This is a genomic window from Hymenobacter polaris, assembly GCF_012927305.1.
Taxonomy (GTDB): Bacteria; Bacteroidota; Bacteroidia; order Cytophagales; family Hymenobacteraceae; genus Hymenobacter; species Hymenobacter polaris.
In genome coordinates this window covers 493,206-512,893 of record NZ_JABBGH010000003.1, presented here as the reverse complement: position 1 = coordinate 512,893, position 19,688 = coordinate 493,206, and the positions used below count along the sequence as shown (strand labels likewise).

The 19,688-nt window shown below is 64.3% G+C and carries 10 protein-coding genes; all 10 read right to left on the bottom strand.

Annotated features, from left to right (window positions below):
* Window positions 1–45: 45 nt before the first annotated feature.
* Entirely contained in the window at window positions 46–1,464 is a 1,419-nt protein-coding gene (locus tag HHL22_RS18595; RefSeq protein ID WP_169532900.1) for a glucuronyl esterase domain-containing protein, read from the bottom strand.
* Between the two features lie 106 nt (window positions 1,465–1,570).
* Window positions 1,571–4,156, bottom strand: a complete 2,586-nt coding sequence (locus HHL22_RS18590; protein WP_169532899.1) for a glycosyl hydrolase 115 family protein — start codon at window positions 4,154–4,156, stop codon at window positions 1,571–1,573.
* 89 nt (window positions 4,157–4,245) lie between these two features.
* Complete coding sequence (locus HHL22_RS18585; protein ID WP_169532898.1) at window positions 4,246–5,334, bottom strand: endo-1,4-beta-xylanase; 1,089 nt, start codon at window positions 5,332–5,334, stop codon at window positions 4,246–4,248.
* Between the two features lie 188 nt (window positions 5,335–5,522).
* Window positions 5,523–6,839 carry a xylose isomerase gene (gene xylA / locus HHL22_RS18580; RefSeq protein WP_169532897.1) on the bottom strand — a complete coding sequence of 439 codons (1,317 nt, stop codon included), beginning with the start codon at window positions 6,837–6,839 and terminating at the stop codon, window positions 5,523–5,525.
* A gap of 57 nt (window positions 6,840–6,896) precedes the next feature.
* Entirely contained in the window at window positions 6,897–8,399 is a 1,503-nt protein-coding gene (locus tag HHL22_RS18575) for a xylulokinase (RefSeq protein WP_169532896.1), read from the bottom strand.
* A 149-nt stretch (window positions 8,400–8,548) separates the two neighbouring features.
* On the bottom strand, window positions 8,549–10,666 hold the full coding sequence (locus tag HHL22_RS18570; RefSeq protein ID WP_169532895.1) for a glycoside hydrolase family 3 N-terminal domain-containing protein: 2,118 nt from the start codon (window positions 10,664–10,666) through the stop codon (window positions 8,549–8,551).
* 208 nt (window positions 10,667–10,874) lie between these two features.
* Window positions 10,875–12,815: a sialate O-acetylesterase gene (locus HHL22_RS18565; RefSeq protein WP_317172697.1), complete on the bottom strand. Its 1,941-nt coding sequence runs from the start codon at window positions 12,813–12,815 to the stop codon at window positions 10,875–10,877.
* A gap of 22 nt (window positions 12,816–12,837) precedes the next feature.
* A complete protein-coding gene (locus HHL22_RS18560) occupies window positions 12,838–14,457 on the bottom strand; it encodes a GH35 family beta-galactosidase (RefSeq protein ID WP_169532893.1) in 1,620 nt (539 codons plus the stop codon).
* A gap of 90 nt (window positions 14,458–14,547) precedes the next feature.
* Window positions 14,548–16,320, bottom strand: a complete 1,773-nt coding sequence (locus HHL22_RS18555; protein WP_169532892.1) for a RagB/SusD family nutrient uptake outer membrane protein — start codon at window positions 16,318–16,320, stop codon at window positions 14,548–14,550.
* Between the two features lie 106 nt (window positions 16,321–16,426).
* Window positions 16,427–19,618 (bottom strand): SusC/RagA family TonB-linked outer membrane protein, encoded by a 3,192-nt coding sequence (locus HHL22_RS18550; RefSeq protein ID WP_169532891.1) that lies wholly within the window; start codon window positions 19,616–19,618, stop codon window positions 16,427–16,429.
* Window positions 19,619–19,688: the final 70 nt, after the last annotated feature.

Genomic DNA, 19,688 nt, shown 5'->3' with positions numbered 1-19,688 from the left:
AAGAGTGTAGGCTCTGGGCGGGCGTGAGGGGCCGCCCGCCTAGGCTTAGTTTGCAGTAAAATACCGGCTGGCAAACGCTAGGAACGTGGGCCAGTCGGGGGCGTCGGTGTGGCCACCCACGTGCTGGCGAAAGGCCAGGTCGCCGCTGACGAGGGCCTGGTCGGGCGCGGGCATGGTGCTAGTGCCCACCCCCTTGCGGCCCAGCAGCTCGTACACGGGGCTAGCGGCCACGCAGGCCAGAAACTCGCCGTGCGGGTCAACCCAGGTGTCGCCCTTGGTGCCGCCGGTTACGAACAGGGGCCTAGGGGCCACGAGGGCCAGCAGGGCGTGGGCATCGACGGGCATATCCGGCCAGTGGCCGCCGTAGCGCAGGAAGTTGGGCGCCATCCAGTGATACTCGCCCGAGCCGGCCACGATGTCGATGGTTTCGGCGAAGTTGCGCTTTTCGAGCGAGGTGCCCATGCAGCCGGCGCTGCTAGCCCACACGATGGCCCAGCGCGGGTCGAGGGCGCCGGCCAGCAGGGCGGTCTTGCCCCAGCGCGAGTGCCCCTCGATGCCGATGTGCCTGCCGTCGATGGCGGGGTCCTTCTCCAGAAAGTCGAGCGCCCGGCTCAGGCCCCAGCTCCAGGCCGCCAGCACGCCCCAGTCGGTGGGCTGGCGCGGCTGGCCCTGGCCCACCAGCCCGATGATGCCCTGCCCCAAGCCCGCGCCGCTGTCTTGCTGCACCGCGCCGGTGTCGAACACGGCCACGCCCCAGCCCTTGGCCAGTACCTGCTCGATGGTGGCCGTGGGCGTCGGAAACACGCTGCCCCACACAATCACCAGCAGCGGCACCGGCTGGGTGGCGCCGGGTGGCGTGAAGATGGAAAATGCCACCCTCGGGTTGGCGGCCGGGTAGCGGCTGTTGTCGATGTGGCCCACCACGTTGCGCCGCAGCGCCTTGCCTTGCAGCGCCCCCACTTCGGTAGCGGCCACCTCAAAGCGCACGGCCGGCAGGCGGGCCGGCAGTTGGCCGTAAATATTCTGCTGGTACAGGCGCAGCAGCTCGGGGCGGCGCTTGCGCATCCAGTCGGCGGCGGTGCGCACGGGCTGGCCGTTGGCCAGCGTCAGCAGGTCAGGGGTGGGCGGCAGGCCGCCGGCCCGGTCCTCGCGGTAGTTTGTCCAGTTGCCCCAGGCCGAGCGGAAGTAGTTCTGGCCCAGCGAGTCAAGCCAGGGGCCGCTAGTACCCTTGCGGGTGGTACCGGCCGGCCGGTGGGGGTCGGTGGCCTCGGGGCCGAGCGGCGGCGGCGTCAGGTGCAGGCGCTGCAGGGTCTGCTGCCAGTCGGCGTAGGCTGCCGCATTCAGCTTGGCGAAGTAGGCCGTGCGCTCCTCGGCGCTCATCTTGGTCACGTCGGGGGCCTGGGCAGCGGCCGGGTGCCCTAGGGCCACCGCGCCGAGCAACAGCCAGTAGTACAGCTTTTTCATGCGGAGGGCTGAGGGAGAATAACACCAAGCTCCAGCTTAGTAACTCGGCTGGGTCGAGTCGCGCAACAACCAACCAAGCTGGAGCTTAGTGTTGCTGCCGAAGCGGCTAGCGGCTGCCTAGGGCGCGGGCAGGCTTAGCGGCGGTATTCTCGGGCGGGCCGAGGTAGGTAGCGGGCAGGGTGCCGTCGCTCAGCACCAGCTTCTCGAGCACCACGCCGGGGTCGACGCGCCAGAACTTGAGGGTGTGCTTGCCGGCGGCCACTGGGCCTAGGGGGGTGGTTTTCAGCACGATGTTGTCGGCCACGGCTTGGCCCCAGCGGCGGCTGCCTTTTTCGGGCTCCAGGTCGGCGTTCAGGTTCACGAGTTGCGGGGCGGCGTCATCGACCGAGATGGCGTAGCGCAGGCCGGTGGTGTTGGTGAAGTCGAGGGTGGGCGCCAGGTAGGCCTGCACCACTAGCGGGCCGGCCTGCGCCTGCGTGAAGGCGTACTCCAGGTGCGGGCTGCTGCCGCCAGGCGCCGCGGTGGGCGCAGCCGTGACGGGCACGGCCTCCACGGCGCCGCCGGTGCGGCCCAGGTCGGGCAGGCGCTGCCAGGTGATGGGGCCGGCGTTCACGGCCTGGGTGTAGTGCTCGGCCTCGATGGCGGTGTAGGCCCCTAGGGGGGCGGCAGCGACTGGGACGGCGGGCACAATGGCGGTGCCGGCGGGCAGGGTTATTACGCTGGGCATCACGTCCTTGGGCTCGTCGTGCCAGGCGGTGTAGCCGATGTGCATCTGGTCCATCATGTGGTGCCACTTGCCGCCCGCGATGTCGTTGTAGCGCTTGGAAATCTCGGCATCCTTGGCAAACAGCGCCTTGGCTTTTTCGGCCAGCTCGTTGGTGTTGGCCTGCTTATTCTTAGCAGCCTCGTGGTTGAGGGCTACGGTGTAGTACAGCTCGTTGAGGTTGGCGCAGGCCAGCACCGGGTGCAGCACCAGCTCGAAGTAGGCGGCGCGGTCGGCAGCGGGCAGCTTTTGGTTGATGGCCTCGGCGCGGGCAGCTAGCTGATTGTAGTCGGCCACCACCTGGGCCCACTCGCCGGTGGCCAGGCTGTAGGTGCTGGCGTCGAGCAACTCGGGCTTGCGGCGGCCGTTGTACTTGGCGTACTTGGCCAAGATGTCGCCGATTTCGGCGGCGTAGGTGGAGCCAAACTGCTGGGCGGCCCAGCGCTGGGTGTAGGCCGGCACCTGGTCGGCCGCGATGGCGTCGGGGTTCCAGGCGTAGTCGAGAAAGAAGCTGATGGGCAGCTCCATGGGCTTGAGGTCGCCCACGTTCACCACCCAAATCTGGTTGGCGCCGTACTCGTGGGCCAGGTGCAGCTGCTCCCGCACGCGGGGCAGCGGATTGGTATTGAGCCACTTGTAGTTCCTAGGGCCGCCCACGTAGTCGAAGTGGTAGTAGATGCCGTAGCCGCCCTTGCGCGGTTTATCACCCAGCTTGGGCAGCTTGCGCAGGTTGCCCCAGTTGTCGTCGCACAGCAGCAGGGTCACGTCGTCGGGCACGCGCATGCCCTTGTCGTAGTACTCCTGCACCTCCTTGTAGAGGGCCCACATCTGGGGGGTCTGGTCGGCGGGCTTGTGGGTCACGTCGGCGATAATCTGGCGCTGGTCGGCCACTATCTTTTCGAGCAGGGCGATGTTGCTGCCCTCGCTCATGGGCTCGTCGCCGTCGCCGCGCATGCCCACGGTCACCACGTTTTCGCGGGTGCCCATGCGCTGCATGCCCTGGCGCCAGAAGCGGCGCAGGGTGGTGTCGTTGGTTTGGTAGTTCCAGGGGCCGTGGCCGAATTTCTGCCACTCGGCGTGCGCCCGCGTCAGCGGCTCGTGGTGCGAAGTACCCATCACGATGCCGTACTCGTCGGCCAATTCGGGGTTCCTAGGGTCGTCCACGCTGAACATGCGCCCCCACATGGCCGGCCATAGGTAGTTGCCCTTAAGCCGCAGAATCAGCTCGAACATATGCTCATACACGCCGTGGTTGGCGCCGCCAAACTTCTCCTTCGACCACTCCGCAAACGCCGGGGCCTCGTCGTTGATGAAGATGCCGCGGTACTTCACCTTGGGCTCCCCTAGGGTATGCCGGCCGGCCACGACGTACAGGCTCTTCTGCGGCTGTGTGGGCACGTCGGCCCACCAGTACCAGGGCGACACGCCCATCTGCTCCGAGAGGTCGTAGAGGCCGTAGATGGTGCCGCGCTTGTCGGAGCCGGCCACCACTAGCGCCTGCTTCACGCCGGGCAGCGGGTTATCCACCTCCTGCACCACGAACTTCTCCCACTTGCCGCGCAGCTCACCGGCGTCGAGTTTGCCGGCTTGCACCAACCTGTCAATCAAGACGCTGTGCCCTAGGGTGCCCACCAGCACCACCGGTTGCGGGCCAGCGGCGGGCGCATCGGTCAGCAGCAGCGGCTCGCGCCCGGTCACGCGCTTGATATCGGCCTGCACGTCGCGGGCGGCGCGCTGCACGCCGGCCCAGTCGTCCTCGCTCATGTAGAGCGGCGCCGCCCGGCCGCCCGCCACCAGCGGAAACGCGCCGGCCGACTTCCGGGCCGAGATGTAGCTGCTGCCCACGGGCAGCGCGGCCTGCGCGAGGCCTAGGGTCGGCAGCAACAGCAAGGCGGCCGCGTGGCGGAGGTGGGCAAGGAAGCGGGGCATGGGGAGGAGCGTTTAGATTGGAGGCAGCCGAATAAAAAGAACGTCATTCCTCGACAAGCTCGGAATGACGTTCTAGCGCATTCACTTACTTAAAACTTCACCACGTCGTGATAAGCCTGCTTAGGCTTATAGTTCTCATCAAACAGCAGCGGGTGGTTTTTTCGTCCCGCCACGGGGTAGGTATCCAGCCAGGAGTAGTGGTCCGACACGTTCCAGAACGTGACGCCGGTGAGGCGGCCGGCCTTGGCCTCGTCGCGGAACACCTTGAAAAACATACCGTACTGCGCGGCCTGCTTCTGCTGCATCTCGGGCGTGTAGGCATCCGACTCGCCAGGACGCTTGGCGCGGCGGTCCTTTTCCCAAGGGTACACTGACACGTCCAGCTCCGTCACCTGCACCTGCAGCCCCAGGCTGGCGAACCGCTCGATGGTGGTGCGCAGCTCGGTTTCGGTGGGCTCGTAGAGCGACCAGTGCCCCTGCAAGCCCACCGCGTCGATGGGCACCTGGGCGTCCTTGAGCTGCTTGAGCAGCTTGTAGACGCGCTCCATCTTCTCGGGGCGCTCGGTGTTGTAGTCGTTGTAGAACAGCACCGCCTGCGGGTCGGCGGCGTGGGCGTAGCGGAAGGCCTCGGCAATGAAGTCGGGGCCGCATATCTGGTACCACTCCGAGTTGCGCAGAAACTCCTGCGGGTTGTCGGCAATGGCCTCGTTCACCACGTCCCAGGCGTAAATCTTGCCCTTGTAGCGCTTCACCACGGCGTCGATGTGCTGGTGCAGGCGGTGCAGCAGCGTATCCTTGCTCACGCGGCTGCCATCAGCGTTGACGAACAGCCACTTGGGCGTTTGCTCGTGCCAGCATAGGTTGTGGCCACGCACCCGCAGGTGGTGCGCCTGCGCGAAGTTCACGATGGCATCCGAGGGCCCCCACACGTAGCGGTTCTGCTCAGGGTGAATCGGCCCCATCTTCATCACGTTCTCCGGCGTCAGGCTGTTGAACTGCTTGAGAATGAACGCCGACTCAGTAGGGTCAGTCAGACTATGCGGGCTCACGGCCACGCCCACCGGGAAGTAGTTTTTATAGTAGTCTTTCAGGCCTTTCTCGGCGGCTAGCGTTTGGCTGCCGGCGAGCGTTAGGCTGGCCAGCAGCAGGGACCATAGGGCATAGCGGGTGGCTTTCATGGCAGGAAAAGGAAATACTATACCAAACGCAAACCCCACCCCCCGGCCTCCGCCCCGATGGGGAGGGTGAGCTTAACGCGCCTAAGAAGCATTGAATAAGATGGTTCGTTGCTCGCTACTCGTCGTCAGGCTCCCCCTCTCCCGAAAGGGAGGGGGCCGGGGGGTGGGGTCCTACGTCAGGTCAGCGATTAGATATACTGGTTGATAATGCTTTCCAGCCATTCCTGCTTGCCGCTGCGGGGCGTAGGCTCACCGGCTTCGTGCGCAATGCGGCGCAGGTCCTCCAGCGTGAGGCTGCCCTTGGCAAACTCGGCCCCGGCGCCCGAGTCGAACGAAGCGTAGCGCTCAGTGCGGAACTGCTTGTAGGGCGACTTAGTGAGGATGGCGTCGGCCGTAACGAGGGCGCGGGCGAAGGTGTCCATGCCGGCAATATGAGCGATGAAAATGTCCTCCAAATCAGTTGAGTTGCGGCGGGTTTTAGCGTCGAAGTTGATGCCGCCCGGCGCGATGCCACCGTGCTCCAGAATGATGAGCATACTCTCGGTCAGCTCATTGAGGTTGTTGGGGAACTGGTCGGTGTCCCAGCCGTTCTGGTAGTCGCCGCGGTTGGCGTCGATGCTGCCGAGCAGGTTGGCGTCGGCGGCTACTTGCAGCTCGTGCTGGAAGGTGTGGCCGGCCAGCGTGGCGTGGTTCACTTCCAGGTTCAGCATGAAGTCTTTCTCCAGGCCGTGCGCGTTGAGGAAGCCGATTACCGTGGCGGCGTCGAAGTCGTACTGGTGCTTGGTAGGCTCGGCCGGCTTGGGCTCGATGAAGAACTTACCCGTAAAGCCCTGCTGGCGGGCGTAGTCGCGGGCAATGGTCAGGAACTTGGCCAAGTGCTCCTGCTCGCGCTTCATGTTGGTGTTGAGCAGGGTCATGTAGCCCTCGCGGCCGCCCCAGAAGGTGTAGCCCTCGCCGCCCAGCGCAATGGTGGCGTCGATGGAGTTTTTCACTTGCGTGCCAGCGTAGGCCACCACCTGGAAGTCGGGGTTGGTGCTGGCGCCGTTCATGTAGCGCGGGTTCGAAAACACGTTGGCCGTGCCCCAGAGCAGCTTCACGCCGGTTTCCTGCTGCTTGCCCTTGAGGTAGTCCACGATGGTGCTCAGGTTGCTTTCGTACTCGCTCAGCGACGCGCCTTCGTCCACCAGGTCAATGTCGTGGAAGCAGTAGTAGGGTGTGCCGAGCTTGGTGAAAAACTCGAACGCGGCATCGGCCTTGTCTTTGGCGCGGCCCACGATGTCACCTTTCTGGTCCCAGGCAAAGTGCTTGGTGCCGGGGCCAAACGGGTCGCCGCCGGTGCCTACGAAGGTGTGCCAGTAGGCGGTGGCGAAGCGCAGGTGGTCCTTCATGGTCTTGCCGGCCACCACGCGGTTTTCGTCGTACCACTTAAATGCCAGCTGGTTATCCGACTCGCGGCCCTCGTACTTAATTTTAGAAATACCCTGGAAATACTCAGAAGTTGCCATCAGAAATGGAATGGGGAAATAAGGGGGAAGTGGTAATCAGGAAAAGCAGGGGCAGGCCTAGGCAAGCAAAAACTCGCGGTGGGTTTCGCGCTCCAGTAGCAGTTTCCAGTCGTTATAGGCTGCCTGGTACTGCGCCTGCAAAGTTGGCGTCGGCTCTAGGGTGCTAATGCGGGCCAAGCCGTTAAACGCCTCCTTCGGGCTGGCGTACACGCCCGCCCCAATGCCCGCGCCGCGCGCCGCGCCCTGGGCCGCGTCGGTGTCGTACAGCTCCAGCGTCACGTTGCCGCAGTTCACAAACGCCTCGCGGAAAACCGGCGAGAGGAACATATTGGCGTGGCCGGCGCGCACCGTTTGCACCCGCACGCCCGCAGCGCGCATGATGTCCATGCCGTAGTTGAGGGCGTACACGATGCCCTCCTGCGCGGCCCGAATCAGGTGCGCCTGGCCGTGGATGTTGAACTGCAAGCCGTGCAGGCTAGCGGCGGCAGGCCGGTTTTCGAGGATGCGCTCGGCACCGTTGCCAAAGGGCAAAAACAGCAGGCCCGCGGCGCCCACCGGCGCCTGGGCGGCCAGCGTATTCATCTGGTCGTAGGGCAGGTTGCCCACCGCTTTGCGCAGCCAGCTATTGAGGATGCCGGTGCCGTTGAGGCACATCAGCACGCCGTTTTTGGGCTGCTCGCGGGTGCTGTTCACGTGCACGAAGGAATTGACGCGCGAGCGTGGGTCGGCCGTGGCAGTTTCGTTGATGCCGTAGACCACGCCGCTGGTGCCGCCCGTAGCGGCTACTTCGCCCGCGTTCAGCACGTTGAGCGAGAAGGCATTGTTGGGCTGGTCGCCAGCGCGGTAGGCAATGGGCGTGCCCGCCGCCAGCCCTAGGGTCTGCGCGGCTTCGGCGGTGAGGCGGCCCTGCACGGCGAAGGTATCAACCACCTCGGGCAGCAAATCGGCGCTGATGCCGTAGTAGTCAAGCAGCTCCTGGGCGATGGCCTGCTGCTTAAAATTCCAGAACACGCCCTCCGACAAGCCCGACACGGTGGTTTGCATCTCCCCCGTGAGCTGGTAGGCGAGGTAGTCGCCGGGCAGCTGAATCTTGTGGATTTGGGCGTAAATCTCGGGCTCGTTTTCGCGCACCCACTTCAGCTTGGACGCCGTGAAGTTGCCGGGCGAGTTCAGGAAATTCTCCAGGCAAAATTCCTCGCCCAGGTTAGTAAACGCCTCGTTGCCAATCTCAACGGCGCGGCTGTCGCACCAGATGATGGCGGGGCGCAGCACGTGGCCCGCCCGGTCGAGCAGCACCAGCCCGTGCATCTGGTAGGTGATGCCGATGCCGGCCAGCAGCGTAGCGTCGAAGCCGTAGCTGGCTTGCAGCTTGTGGGTGGCATTGATGACTTCCTGCCACCAGCGCTCGGGGCGCTGCTCGGCCCAGCCGGGCTGGGGCACGGCCATTTCCATCTCGGTGCTGGGCGAGGTGGCAGCGGCCACGCAGCGCCCGGTGGCAATGTCGAGCAGCGAGGCTTTGATGGACGAGCTACCGATGTCGTAGCCGAGGAGGTATTTCATGAGGAGAGTAACTTAAATCGGAACGTCATGCTGAGCCTGCCGAAGCATCTCTACCGCGTCACTAATTCTTAACGTTAGGATTACTTGCGCGGTAGAGATGCTTCGGCAAGCGGACGCCAGATGAGCATAACTGCCTTTCGTGTTTATTTCTATTTCACAGTTAAGATTGCCGAAGCGGGCTGGGGGGCGCCTAGGGCCAGGCTGCGGGCCGACGGCAGCGAGCCCCCCACCCACACCTTCACCGGGCCGCGGGGCGCCACGGCTTGCCCCTGCGCGTTGATGAGGGCTAGCTGGGCGGGCGTGAGCGTGAACGTAACCGTGGTGCTGGCCCCCGCTTGCAGCGACACGCGCTTGAAGTTTTTGAGGGCGAAGAGCGGCGTTTGGGCGCCGGCCCTAGGGGGGTGCGTGAGGTAAAGCTGCACTACTTCATCGGCCGTGACGGGGCCGATGTTAGCCACGGTGGCCGTCACCTGCACCGACTGGTTTTTGGTGATTTTAGTTTTGGCAAGCTGCAGGCCCGAGTACGCAAACTTGCCGTAGCTGAGGCCGTAGCCGAAGGGATACAGCGGCTCGGCCTGGAGGTAGCGGTAGGTGCGGCCGGCCATGTGGTAATTTTCGTAGGCGGGCAACTGGGCCAGGCTTTGGGGGAAGGTGACGGGCAGCTTGCCCGAGGGCGACACCTTGCCAAACACCACGTCGGCCACGGCGTGGCCACCTTCCTCGCCGGGGTACCAGGCCAGCAGTACGGCGTCGGCCAGCTCGTGCACCTCGGCCAGGTTCATGGGGCTGCCGCCCGTCACAATGGCCACGATGGGCGTTTTGCTGCCCTGGCGCAGCTTGCGCAGGAAGTCAAGTTGGTTTTGGGGCAGGTTGTAGTCGAGCCGGTCGCCGGTGTGGGCCGAGGCAATGGATTCGCCCTCCTCCCCTTCCAGCGCGCCCGTAATGCCCATGACCACAATGATGGCATCGGTGGTTTTGGCCTCGCCGGTGGTCCAGTCGATGGGGTTGATATTGGGCCTATCCAGCAGCGCACCCTGCTTGTATTCGAGCTGGCTGCCCGGCTGCACGGCGCCGGCCAAGCCTTCCAAAATAGTTGTCAGCTGGCCGTTCACGCCGTAGTAGTTACCCAGCAGCGCCTCTACGCTGGTGGCATTGGGGCCGGTCACGAAGTACTTGCCCAGGTCGGAGCGCAGGGGCAGCACGCCGTTGTTTTTAAGCAGCACCAATGATTTCACGGCCACTTCGCGGGCCAGGGCGCGGTGGGCGGGGCTGTTTACCACCTCGGGCCCTAGGCGGTCGTAGGGCGTGGCGTGGGGCCCGTCAAATAAGCCCAGCTTGAAGCGGGTGCGCAGCAGGATGGCCAGGGCGCTGTCTACCTGCGCTTCTTTTAGCAAGCCCTGGCGCACGGCGGCGGGCAGCTGGGTGTAGGTGTCGCCGCAGTTCAGGTCTACGCCGCGCGAAAGGGCCAGGGCGGCGGCTTCGGTCTTGGTTTTTACCACTTTGTGGCCCTGGTAGAGGTCGTCGAGGGCGCCGCAATCGCTCACTACGTGGCCCCGGAAGTTCCATTCCTTGCGCAGCACCTGGCTGAGCAAAAACTCGTTGCCGCAGCACGGCTCGCCGTTGGTGCTGTTGTAGGCGCACATTACGGCCTCCACCTTGGCGTCCTGCACCAGAGCCCGGAAGGCGGGCAGGTAGGTTTCGCGCAAGTCCTGGGGCGTGGCCTCGGCGTTGAATTCGTGGCGCAGACGCTCGGGGCCGCTGTGCACGGCGTAGTGCTTGGCGCAGGCGGCCACCTTCAGGTAGCGCGGGTCGTCGCCTTGCAAGCCGCGCACGAAAGCCACCCCTAGGCGGCTAGTCAGGGTAGGGTCTTCGCCGTAGGTTTCCTGGCCGCGGCCCCAGCGCGGGTCGCGGAAGATGTTGATGTTGGGCGTCCAGAACGTGAGGCCGCCGTACTTGACGTAGTGGTTTTTGGCAATGGCGGCGTTGTACACGGCCCGCGCCTCGTCCGACACGGCGGTGGCTTCGCGCAAGGCCAGCTCGTCGTCGAACGTAGCTCCTAGGCCAATGGGCTCGGGAAAGACCGTGGCCGGGGCCGAGCGCCCCACGCCGTGCAGGGCCTCATTCCACCAGCTGTAGGCCGGCACGCCCAGCCGCGGAATGGCCGGGCTCTGGTCGAGCATCTGCTGCGCCTTCTCTTCCAACGTCAGCTTGGCAATCAGGTCGTTGACGCGCACGTTGAGGGGCTGCGCCGGGTCGCGGAAGGGCATCGGCGCCGGCGTCGTTTGCGCGGCGGCGGGCAGGACTAGGGCCGCGCTAAGGAGCAGCCCCCACGAGACCCCTATGGGGCGGCCCCTCCCCGATGGGGAGGAGAGCCTGACGTAATTAAACGACCGCGCCGCCATAGCTCCACTCCCCATCTGGGAGGGGCCGGGGGTGGGGTCTACCGGCTGGGGCAACCCAAACAAGCTAGACACCTTAAAGCGCATCGGTCTGGAAAGTAGAGGCCGGCAAACCAGCTTTATTATACAGCGCAGCGTTCTCGGGGTTGTCGGCCCAGGCGTAGCGCACGGCGTTGGGGTGCGGTACTTGGTCGCTCCATACCACCACCTTGTCACCCTCAATGCGGGCCTGCGCCCAGACGAATTTTTTATCCTCGCCGGCTACCGCGAAGCCGGTGAGCGGGCCGCCGCCCTTGGCCACTAGGCTGCTGCCGGGGTCGGCGAAGGTAAGCGTCACCTTGTTGCCGGTGGCGTGGGCCGACTGGAACAGGGGACCGGCGGCTACCACCTGCTTATCGCCGTAGGCTGTTTTCTCGGCGGCCAGGGCCAGGCGGTGGCCCACGGTTTTCTTATCCTGGGGGTGAATGTCGTTCCACTCGCCCACGTCGAGCAGGGTGGCCATGCCGGTGTGGGGCACGGCCAGGGTGCGGCGCTGGGCGTCGCGCAGGGCGGCCCAGCCGCTCTCGCTCGGCTCCTTTTTCACGGCCATGAAGTTAGGGAGCTGCGCATACACGAACGGCAGTGCCGGCCGCTGCAGGTGGCTGCGCCAGTCGCCAATGAGGCTGGTCAGCAACGCCTGGTAGTCCTGGGGGTGGCCGGCGTTGCTTTCGCCCTGGTACCAGAGTACGCCCTTCACGGCGTAGGGCAGCACCGGCGCAATCATGCCGTTGTAGAGGCCGCCCGGCTGGTACTGAAACGTGGTAGTACCCGGCGTGGGAGGCAGGGTGGCGCCCAGCTTATACTGCCAGTCGCCCTTCAGGTCAATCGTTTGCCCGCCGGCCACCAGGCGGTACTCCTTGCCCGGCGTGAAGCCGCCGCGCCCGCCGTTGCTGATGAGACGCACCGTAATCACGTTCTTACCCGCTCGCAGCACGTCCGGCCCGAAGTCGTACTTGCGCGGCGGGTACTGGTAGCCAGTAGTGCCCACCAGCTGCCCGTTGATATACGTCGAGTCGGCATCCACGAGCGTGCCCAGCTCCAGGCGGGCGGGTTGGCCCACCATCGCGGCCGGCACATCCACTTCCTTCTTAAACCAGATGACGCCGTTCACGGGCCCTAGGGGCGTTTTGTCGGCCCAATAGCCGGGCACCGACATGGTGGCCCAGCTGCTAGCGTCGTAGCCGGGGGCGCTCCATTTGGGCTGGCCGGGCTGCTCGCCCTGGTCGGTTTGGTGCAGGCGCCGGTACCAGTCAGCCACAGCGGCGCCCTCGCGTTGCTTGATGCCAGCCACCAGCGTGCTGTCTTTGTACTTAGCGCCTTGCTCCTCGTACTTCGGAAACTGCTTTAGGGCGTCGGCGCTCAGCCACGCCTCGGCCGGCGAGCCACCCACCGCATCCTTGATGAGGCCAATCGGCACGTTATACTTTGCCTGCAAATCCATCGCGAAGAAGTAGGCCACGGCCGAGAACTTGAGCACGCTCTGCGGCGTCGTGCTTACCCAGCTGCCGCCCGTCACGTCGGCCCTAGGGCCGCTGAACGCATACGTCAGAGGCACCTCGAATTGGCGGATACGCGGGTTGTTGGCTTGGGCCACCACCTCGGGGTACCTGTCGCGCACGCGGCTCACGGGCGTCTCCATGTTCGACTGACCCGAGCACAGCCACACGTCGCCTACCAGCACGTCGCGCACGGTCAGCTCGTTGCTGCCCTTCACTTTCAGCTCGTAGGGGCCGCCGGCCTTTTGGGCCGGCACCTGCACCTGCCAGCGGCCGTCGGGGCCGGTGGTGGCGCGGGCCGTTTGGCCCCGGAAAGCCACCTGCACCGCCTCGCCGGGCGCGGCCCAGCCCCAGATATGTAGCGGCTGGTCCCGTTGCAGCACCATACCGTCGCTCACCAGGCGCGGCAGGCGCACGGTGGCCTGGGCTGGGGCAGCCAGCAGCCCCAGCCCTAGGGCCCCGGCGGCCGGTAAGGTCCGCACATAGCCGGCCAGCTGCGCCAACCTAGTACGTATAAAGCTTAACGTGCTGAATTTCATAAGTACCTAGTTCAAGGCGAATGTGGCGGCCCTGGTGGTTTTGGTCGCCGTTGAGGCGGCGGCCGGGCTGCCAAGTGCCGTTGACGAAGCGGCCCTCGTCGATGCTCACGAAGCCGGCTTTCTTGCCAGCCGCCGTGGGCTCGCAGGTGATGACGAGGCCGGTACCCACCACGTAAAATTCGTCGGGCGCTACGCTAATCAGTAGGCCACCCGTCAGGGGCCAGTCAGTTTTCTTGGATTCGGGCGTCCAGCCCAGGGTGTTGTCGTGCTTCACTGTGAAGCGGTAGTCGCCTAGCGTGGCGCGGCCGGCGGCCGAGTCCTTGGCCTGCATAAAGCCGCGCACCCCCCCTAGGGGCTGGTACTTAGTGAGCAGCGGGGTTACCTGCCGCAACAGGTCGTAGGTTTTGCCGATGGGCTCTTGGGCGGGATGGTCGGTCGACTCGATGGAGAAGGGTGAGAACGAGAGGCAGTTGTAGTGCCCAAAGGCGTAGAGCGCCTTGGCATCGTCGCCGGGCTCGAACGCGATTTCGGGGCTGAACAGCGGCCGGCCGCCTTGGGTGAACTTATCGGACCAGTAACGGAAGTTGGGGTTGTAGTAGTCCGGTGCCAGGATGTCGATGGCCGGAGCACCAGCTTCCCACACGTCAAATAGGTGGGGCAGCGGGCCGGCGCTGGGGTACTGGCCGGGCAGGCGGTCGGGGCGGTAGTTGATGGCCGCGTTCACGTACATCGGCAGCGGGTAGGCGGCCTTGCCGGCGGCCGCCAGCGCATTGGTATAGGTAGCGTAGTACCAAGCCTGAAAAAACTCGTCGGTGGCAATGCCCGGCCCAAATACCTCCGTCCAGCTGCCCTGGGTTTTGGCGCCGTGGCGCTGCCACTGGGCGGCCAGCTCGGGGCGCAGGGTGGCTTGGTGTTGCCCTAAGTACGCTAGCAGCTCGGGCGGTACCGGCTGGGCAAAGGCTGCTTGGGCCGCCGGGTCGTAGCTGCGGGCTTCGGGCAGCATGCCAATCTCGTTTTCCACCTGCACCATAATGGCGGTGTGGGCCTTGCCATCCACCTGCTTGAGGTGCTGCATCAGCGCTACAAAGGCTTTCTTATCCGCCTCCAGATTGGCCGGGCTGAAGGGCGTCAGAATTTCCTGGGGGTGACCCTGCGCATCGGTAGCGCGTGGAAAGCGGGCTACGTTGGTTTTTACCCAGGCCGGGACGTACACCGACATGCTATTCTTCCAGGCTCCAAACCAAAGCAGCACCAGCTTGATTTGGTGCTTCCGGGCGTCGGCCAACAACTCATCTACCAGCTTGAAATCGAACTGGCCTTCGGTGGGCTCCAGCAATTCCCAGTACACGGGCGCAAATACCGTATTCAGGTGCATGGCTTGCAGCTTGGGCCAGATGGGCTGCATGTAGGCCGTGCTCGAACTGCTCGAGTTGCCCAGCTCGCCGCCCAGAATCAGAAACGGCCGGCCATCGACCAGCAGTTGGGTACTCGGGCCGGTTTTCACCAGCTGGGGCAGAGCGCTTTGAGCGCGGGCCCCTAGGGTACTAAGTAGTAATAAGCTAGCGATGAATAATTTGGCAAGCAAAACGCAGTGGGTGGAAAAGAGCCAAATGAAATAGGTAAGCCTAGGCTTTGGCGGCCGAACGACCAGGGTTCGGCCGCCGCTTAACGCACCTTAGTAGCCAGGGTTTTGGGTAATTTTACCGGCGGTGCGGTCAATCTCGGTTTGCGGAATTGGGCGCAGCACGTGGAAGTCCTTGATGTTGACGGCCGCATTCGAGCCGTACACGCCGCCCTTGGTGAAGCCAGCCACGCTTACCGACATCAGCGCCGGCGAGTAGCTGGTGTTGCGCTCACGCACGAGCAGCTGGCCGGTGCGCTTCAGGTCGTACCAGCGCGTGAACTCGCCGCACAGCTCGCGGGTGCGCTCGTTCAGGATGAAATCGAGGCTCACCTGGGCGGGGGTAATGTCCATCAGGGTCTTCTTGCCGGTGGCGGCGGCCCGCTCGCGTATCACGTTGAGGTAGGTAGCAGCCTGGGTTGAGTTGCCCATGTAGAAGTAGGCCTCGGCAGCCATCAGGTAGGTATCGGCCAGGCGGTAGACGATGTTGGGGCGGGTCGAGAAGCCGTTGACCGACGTGCGGTTGCGCGAGTCGAACTTGTTGAGCGTGGGGAAGAACTGGGTGGTGTACTGGCTGGGCGAGATGACCACGTAGGGTCCGTTGGGGCGGCTGTTGATGCGCGTCAGCTGCGCGGCCGTCAGCTCGCGGCCGGGATACCAGGCGGCGGTATCGCCTAGCACTGCCTTGGCGTTGAAGGTAGCGCCGCTGTTACCGCCAACCGAGTTCACCAGGTACACCGTCGTGAACCACTTGTTGTAGCGCGTGTCGGTAGTGCGCAGCGTCGCGCCCGATTCCAGGGCGTTGCCGCTGGCGTCGCGCAGGATGTAGCTGTCCTCCAGGTAGTGCGTCACGCAGTGGCGGGCGAAGGGGCGCCCGTAGTTGATGTCGCGCGCCATGTTGGGCAGCAGGTCGTAGCGGCTGCGGTACTGGAAGCCCAGCACGTTTTCGCCGCCGAAGGTGAAGCCGTCGATGCGGTTGAAGGTCGCGTCGCCGCTGAACTGGGCGTTCATGATAACCTCCTTGCCGTTCTCGTTGCCCTCCACAAATACGGTGGCCGGGTCGGTTTCCAGGCCCAGGCCGTAGCGGCTCTGGTTGTCAATCAGCTCCTTGGCGTACTGGGCGGCCAGTTGGTAGTCGGTGGCTTGCTTAGCCGACGAGGTAGCGCGGGTCAGGTACACCTTAGCCAGCAGGTGCAAAGCCGTGGCGCGGGTGACGCGGCCGGGCTGGGCGGGCTTGTCGGCAATGGCCCCTAGGGCGTCAGTCAGGTCCTTGATAATCTGGGTGTAGACATCGGCCAGGGGAGCACGGGTGATTTCCTTGGTGGGCGAGTCCACGAAGTTGAGCATCAGGGGCACGTCGCCGAAGTCCTGCACCAGGATGAAGTAGTAGTTGGCGCGCAGCAGCTTGGTTTCGGCTACCAGCTGGGCAATGCGAGCCGGCGTGAGGCCCTGCACCCCGGTCGAGTACTGCAGTACCCCGTTGGCATTGTTAATCTGCGTGTAGCAGACGGTCCAGATGAACGAGTGCGACTGGTCGTTGACGGGCGTCAGGTCGTTGGGGTTATAGTCGCTCAGGCCGCTGCTGGCCGAGATGCCGTTGGTCCACTGGTCGGTGCCGGCTTCGGTGGTGAAGGTGCCCGAGTCGTTGCCGTAAATCTGGCGTAGGCCCGAGTACACCCCCGTTACCCCAGCTTCCACACCCTGCGCGGTGCTCAGGAAGGCGGGCGTCAGAATGGACGTGGGATTCTCATCTAGGATGTCTTTGTTGCAGCCGCCCGAGGCCAGCAGCAAAGAGGTTCCTAAAGTGACTAGTGCTAGTTTTTTCATATTAGGAATGGCGCGAGGCGCCCGAAAATCAACTGGGTGAGTAAAGTAGAGTAGGGCCTAGGCAAGCTGCGCCGGGGAGCGCAGCCTGCTGAAGGCAGATAATAGGTTAGAAGCCGAGGTTGACACCCACGATGAAGGCGCGCGTCACGGGGTAGTTGCCCCCTAGGCCCGCCAGACCCGACGTCGCGTTGTTGGGGTTGCCGCCCGTGAAATCGACGCCGCCCGCCGTGCCCACGTTGGCCGCGCTGAAGCGCGTCGAGTACGAGAGGGCGTCGGGGTCAATGGCCTTGTTGCGCTGGAAGAAGGGGTCCTTGGCCCAGATGAGCGGGTTCTGCACCTGAATGTAGATGCGGGTGCTGCTCATGAAGGCTGCTTTGGCCCAGGCGGCCGGCAGGGTGTAGCCCAGGTCGATGCTACGCACCTTGATGAACGTGCCATCGTGGTAGCCCAGGGTCGAGCCGTAGGTGGGCCACTCGTTGGCGCGAGTGGTCTGGTCGGGCTCGGGGTACATGTTGCTGGGATTGGTGGGCGTCCAGTAATCCAGGTTTACTTGGTTGCGGCGGCCCGTATTGGTGTAGAAGTAAGCCGGCCCGAAGATGGTGGGGTCTACTACCGTGGCGCCCACGCGGGTGAGGGCCACTACCGTCAGGTCGATGCCTTTGAAGCGGAAACGGTTGGTGATACCGGCCTCGTACTTGGGCTGGCGCGAGCCGATGATGACGCGGTCGTTGGCGTTGATTACGCCGTCGCCGTTCACGTCCTCTACCTTAATCTGGCCCGGCTTCGAGTTGTACTTCTTAGCTAGGTCGGCCTCCGAGGTCTGCCAAATACCGATATTGTGGTAGTCGTAGAACACGTACAGCGGCTGGCCGATAAAGCGCTGGTTGCCCACGTCGCTCAGCTGGTTGCCGTTGGCATCGGTGCCTAGGGCCAGCGACAGCACCTTCTCGCGGTTTACGGTCAGGTTCCAGTCCGTCTGCCACTCAAAGCCGTCGTTGTTCTTGGGCCGGATGTTCACCGTCGTCAGCGATAGCTCGAAGCCGCGGTTCTGGGTCTGGCCCGCGTTGCGGGTAAACGAGCTGTAGCCGCTGGCCGTGGGCAGGGCATCGGGCAGTAGCAGGTCGCTGGTGCGCTGCTGGTATACTTCTACGCTACCCGTGATGCGGTTCTGGAAGAAGCCGAAGTCGAGGCCGAAGTTGGTGGTGGTAGTGTACTCCCAGCCCAGGTTGGGGTTCGGAATGCTGTTGGGTACCGTGCCGATGGCGCCGGTGCTGCCGTAGTTGTAGTAACCGTTGCCGATGCCAGCGCCCAGCTGCCCTAGGGTCTGGTAGGGGTTAACGGCGGTGCTACCCACGCGGCCCAGGCTGGCGCGCAGCTTCAGGGTGCTTACCCAGTCGCGGCCCTGCATAAAGCTCTCGTTGGCAATGTTCCAGGCCAAGGCGGCCGAGGGGAAGGCCTTGTACTTATTGCCAGGCGCCAGGCGCGACGAACCGTCAACGCGCGCCGTCAGGGTGGCCGAGTAGCGGTTGTCGTAGGAGTAGTTCAGGCGGGCCATGTAGGAGATAATGTCCCACTGCTGCGAGGTGCTGCTGGCCGAGCTAGGCGTGCCGGCACCCAAATTGTTGTCGAGCTGGTAGTTGGTGGGGAAGTTGCGCACCCCTACGCTAAAGGCATCGTAGTTGTACTGCTGCGCGCTGTAGAGACCCGTAAAGCCTACCGTGTGCTTGCCAAACGTGTTGTTGTAGAGCAGCAGGTTTTCGGCCAGCAGGTTGAAGGCCAGGTTCTGCGAGCGCGAAGCCGTGTTCTGGCCGCCGCCGTTCTGCGGTGTGTTGGAGGCGTAGAACTGCCCGTTGTTTTCCGAGCGCCCGTCCAAACCCAGGTTCAGGCGGTAGTCGAGGCCCTTGATGATGTTAATCTGGCCGTAGAGGCTGTTGAAGGTGCGCAGGCGCTTGGTCTGGTCCTTGTGGGCATCCTGGGTGTAGAGCGTCAGCGGGTTAGAGCCGGCCGTATCCGTGTTGGGGTACAGGATGGGAATGCCGTTGGCATCGTAGGGCGAAGCTAGCGGGCTGGTGGTCAGAATCTGGTACAGGATGTTAATATCCGGGTCATCGGCCACGTTGTAGGTATTAAGCGAGTTGATACCCACTTTAATACGCTTGCCAATCTGTTGGTCGAGGGTGGCGCGCAGCGAGTAGCGCCGGAAGCGCTGCACCGGCACGATACCCGTTTCGTCGTAGTAGCCCATCGAGGCCGAGTACTGCGTCTGCTCGTTGCCGCCGCTCACGCCTAGCGCGTGGTTCTGGATGTGGCCGTTCTGGAAGAGCAGGCTCTGGTAGTCGGTGGTGCGGCCGGCGGCGTAGTTGGCCCGCTCGTCGGCCGTCAGGAAGGTGGGGTTCGAGGGGTCGAAGCTCGGGTTGAGGGCCCGGTAGGCTTCGAGCTTGTAGTTGTAGTACTGCTCGCCATTTTGCAGGTCGTAGCGGCCGTACAGCTTTTTCGCGCCGTAGTAGCCGCTGTACGTAGCGCGGGGGGCGCCGCTCTTACCGCGGCGGGTCGTAATCAGGATAACGCCGTTAGCCCCGCGGGCGCCGTAGATAGCCGTCGAGGAGGCATCCTTCAGTACTTCCAGCGAAGTAATGTCGTCGGGGTTCAAGTCGTTGAGGCTGCCGTCGTAGGGCACGCCATCCACCACCAGCAACGGGTCGTTGCTGCCCGAAAACGAGCGGTTGCCCCGGATGCGGATAACCGGCGCCTGGCCGGGCGCCGTAGACGAACTGGAAACCGTGATGCCGGCCGCGCGGCCCTGCAAGGCCTGGCCCACGTTGGCTACCGGCACATCGCGCAGCTGCTCGTCGCTCACGCTTGAGATAGCGCCCGTCACCTGGCTTTTCTTCTGGGTGCCGTAGCCTACTACCTGCACTTCATTCAAGGCCTGGGTTTCGGGCGTCAGCGTAGGGCTCAGGTTGGCGGCGCGGCCCACCGCTACTTCCTTACGCGTAAAGCCTACCGAGCTGAAAATCAGCACGGAACTGTTGTCGGGCACCGTCAGGGTGTAGGTACCGTCGGCGTTGGTGGTGGCACCGTTGGTGGTGCCCTTCACCACTACCGTTACGCCGGGCAGGGCCTCGCCATCGTCGGAGGTTACCTTACCGGTTACGGCGTGGGGGCCGCTAGTAGTTACGGGGGCCTGCTGGGCGCGCACGGCGGCCGGGGCCAGGCTGCCCGTGAGGAGCAAGAGCGCCACTAGGCGCGACCACTTCCAGCTTTGCGGCCCCTGGGGCGCGGGTATGCGTGTATTCATGGGTGGGAAGCTTGATTGAAATGAAGTGAAGCAGATAGGAAGCGCCGAACCTTGGGGCGCAAGCAGGCCC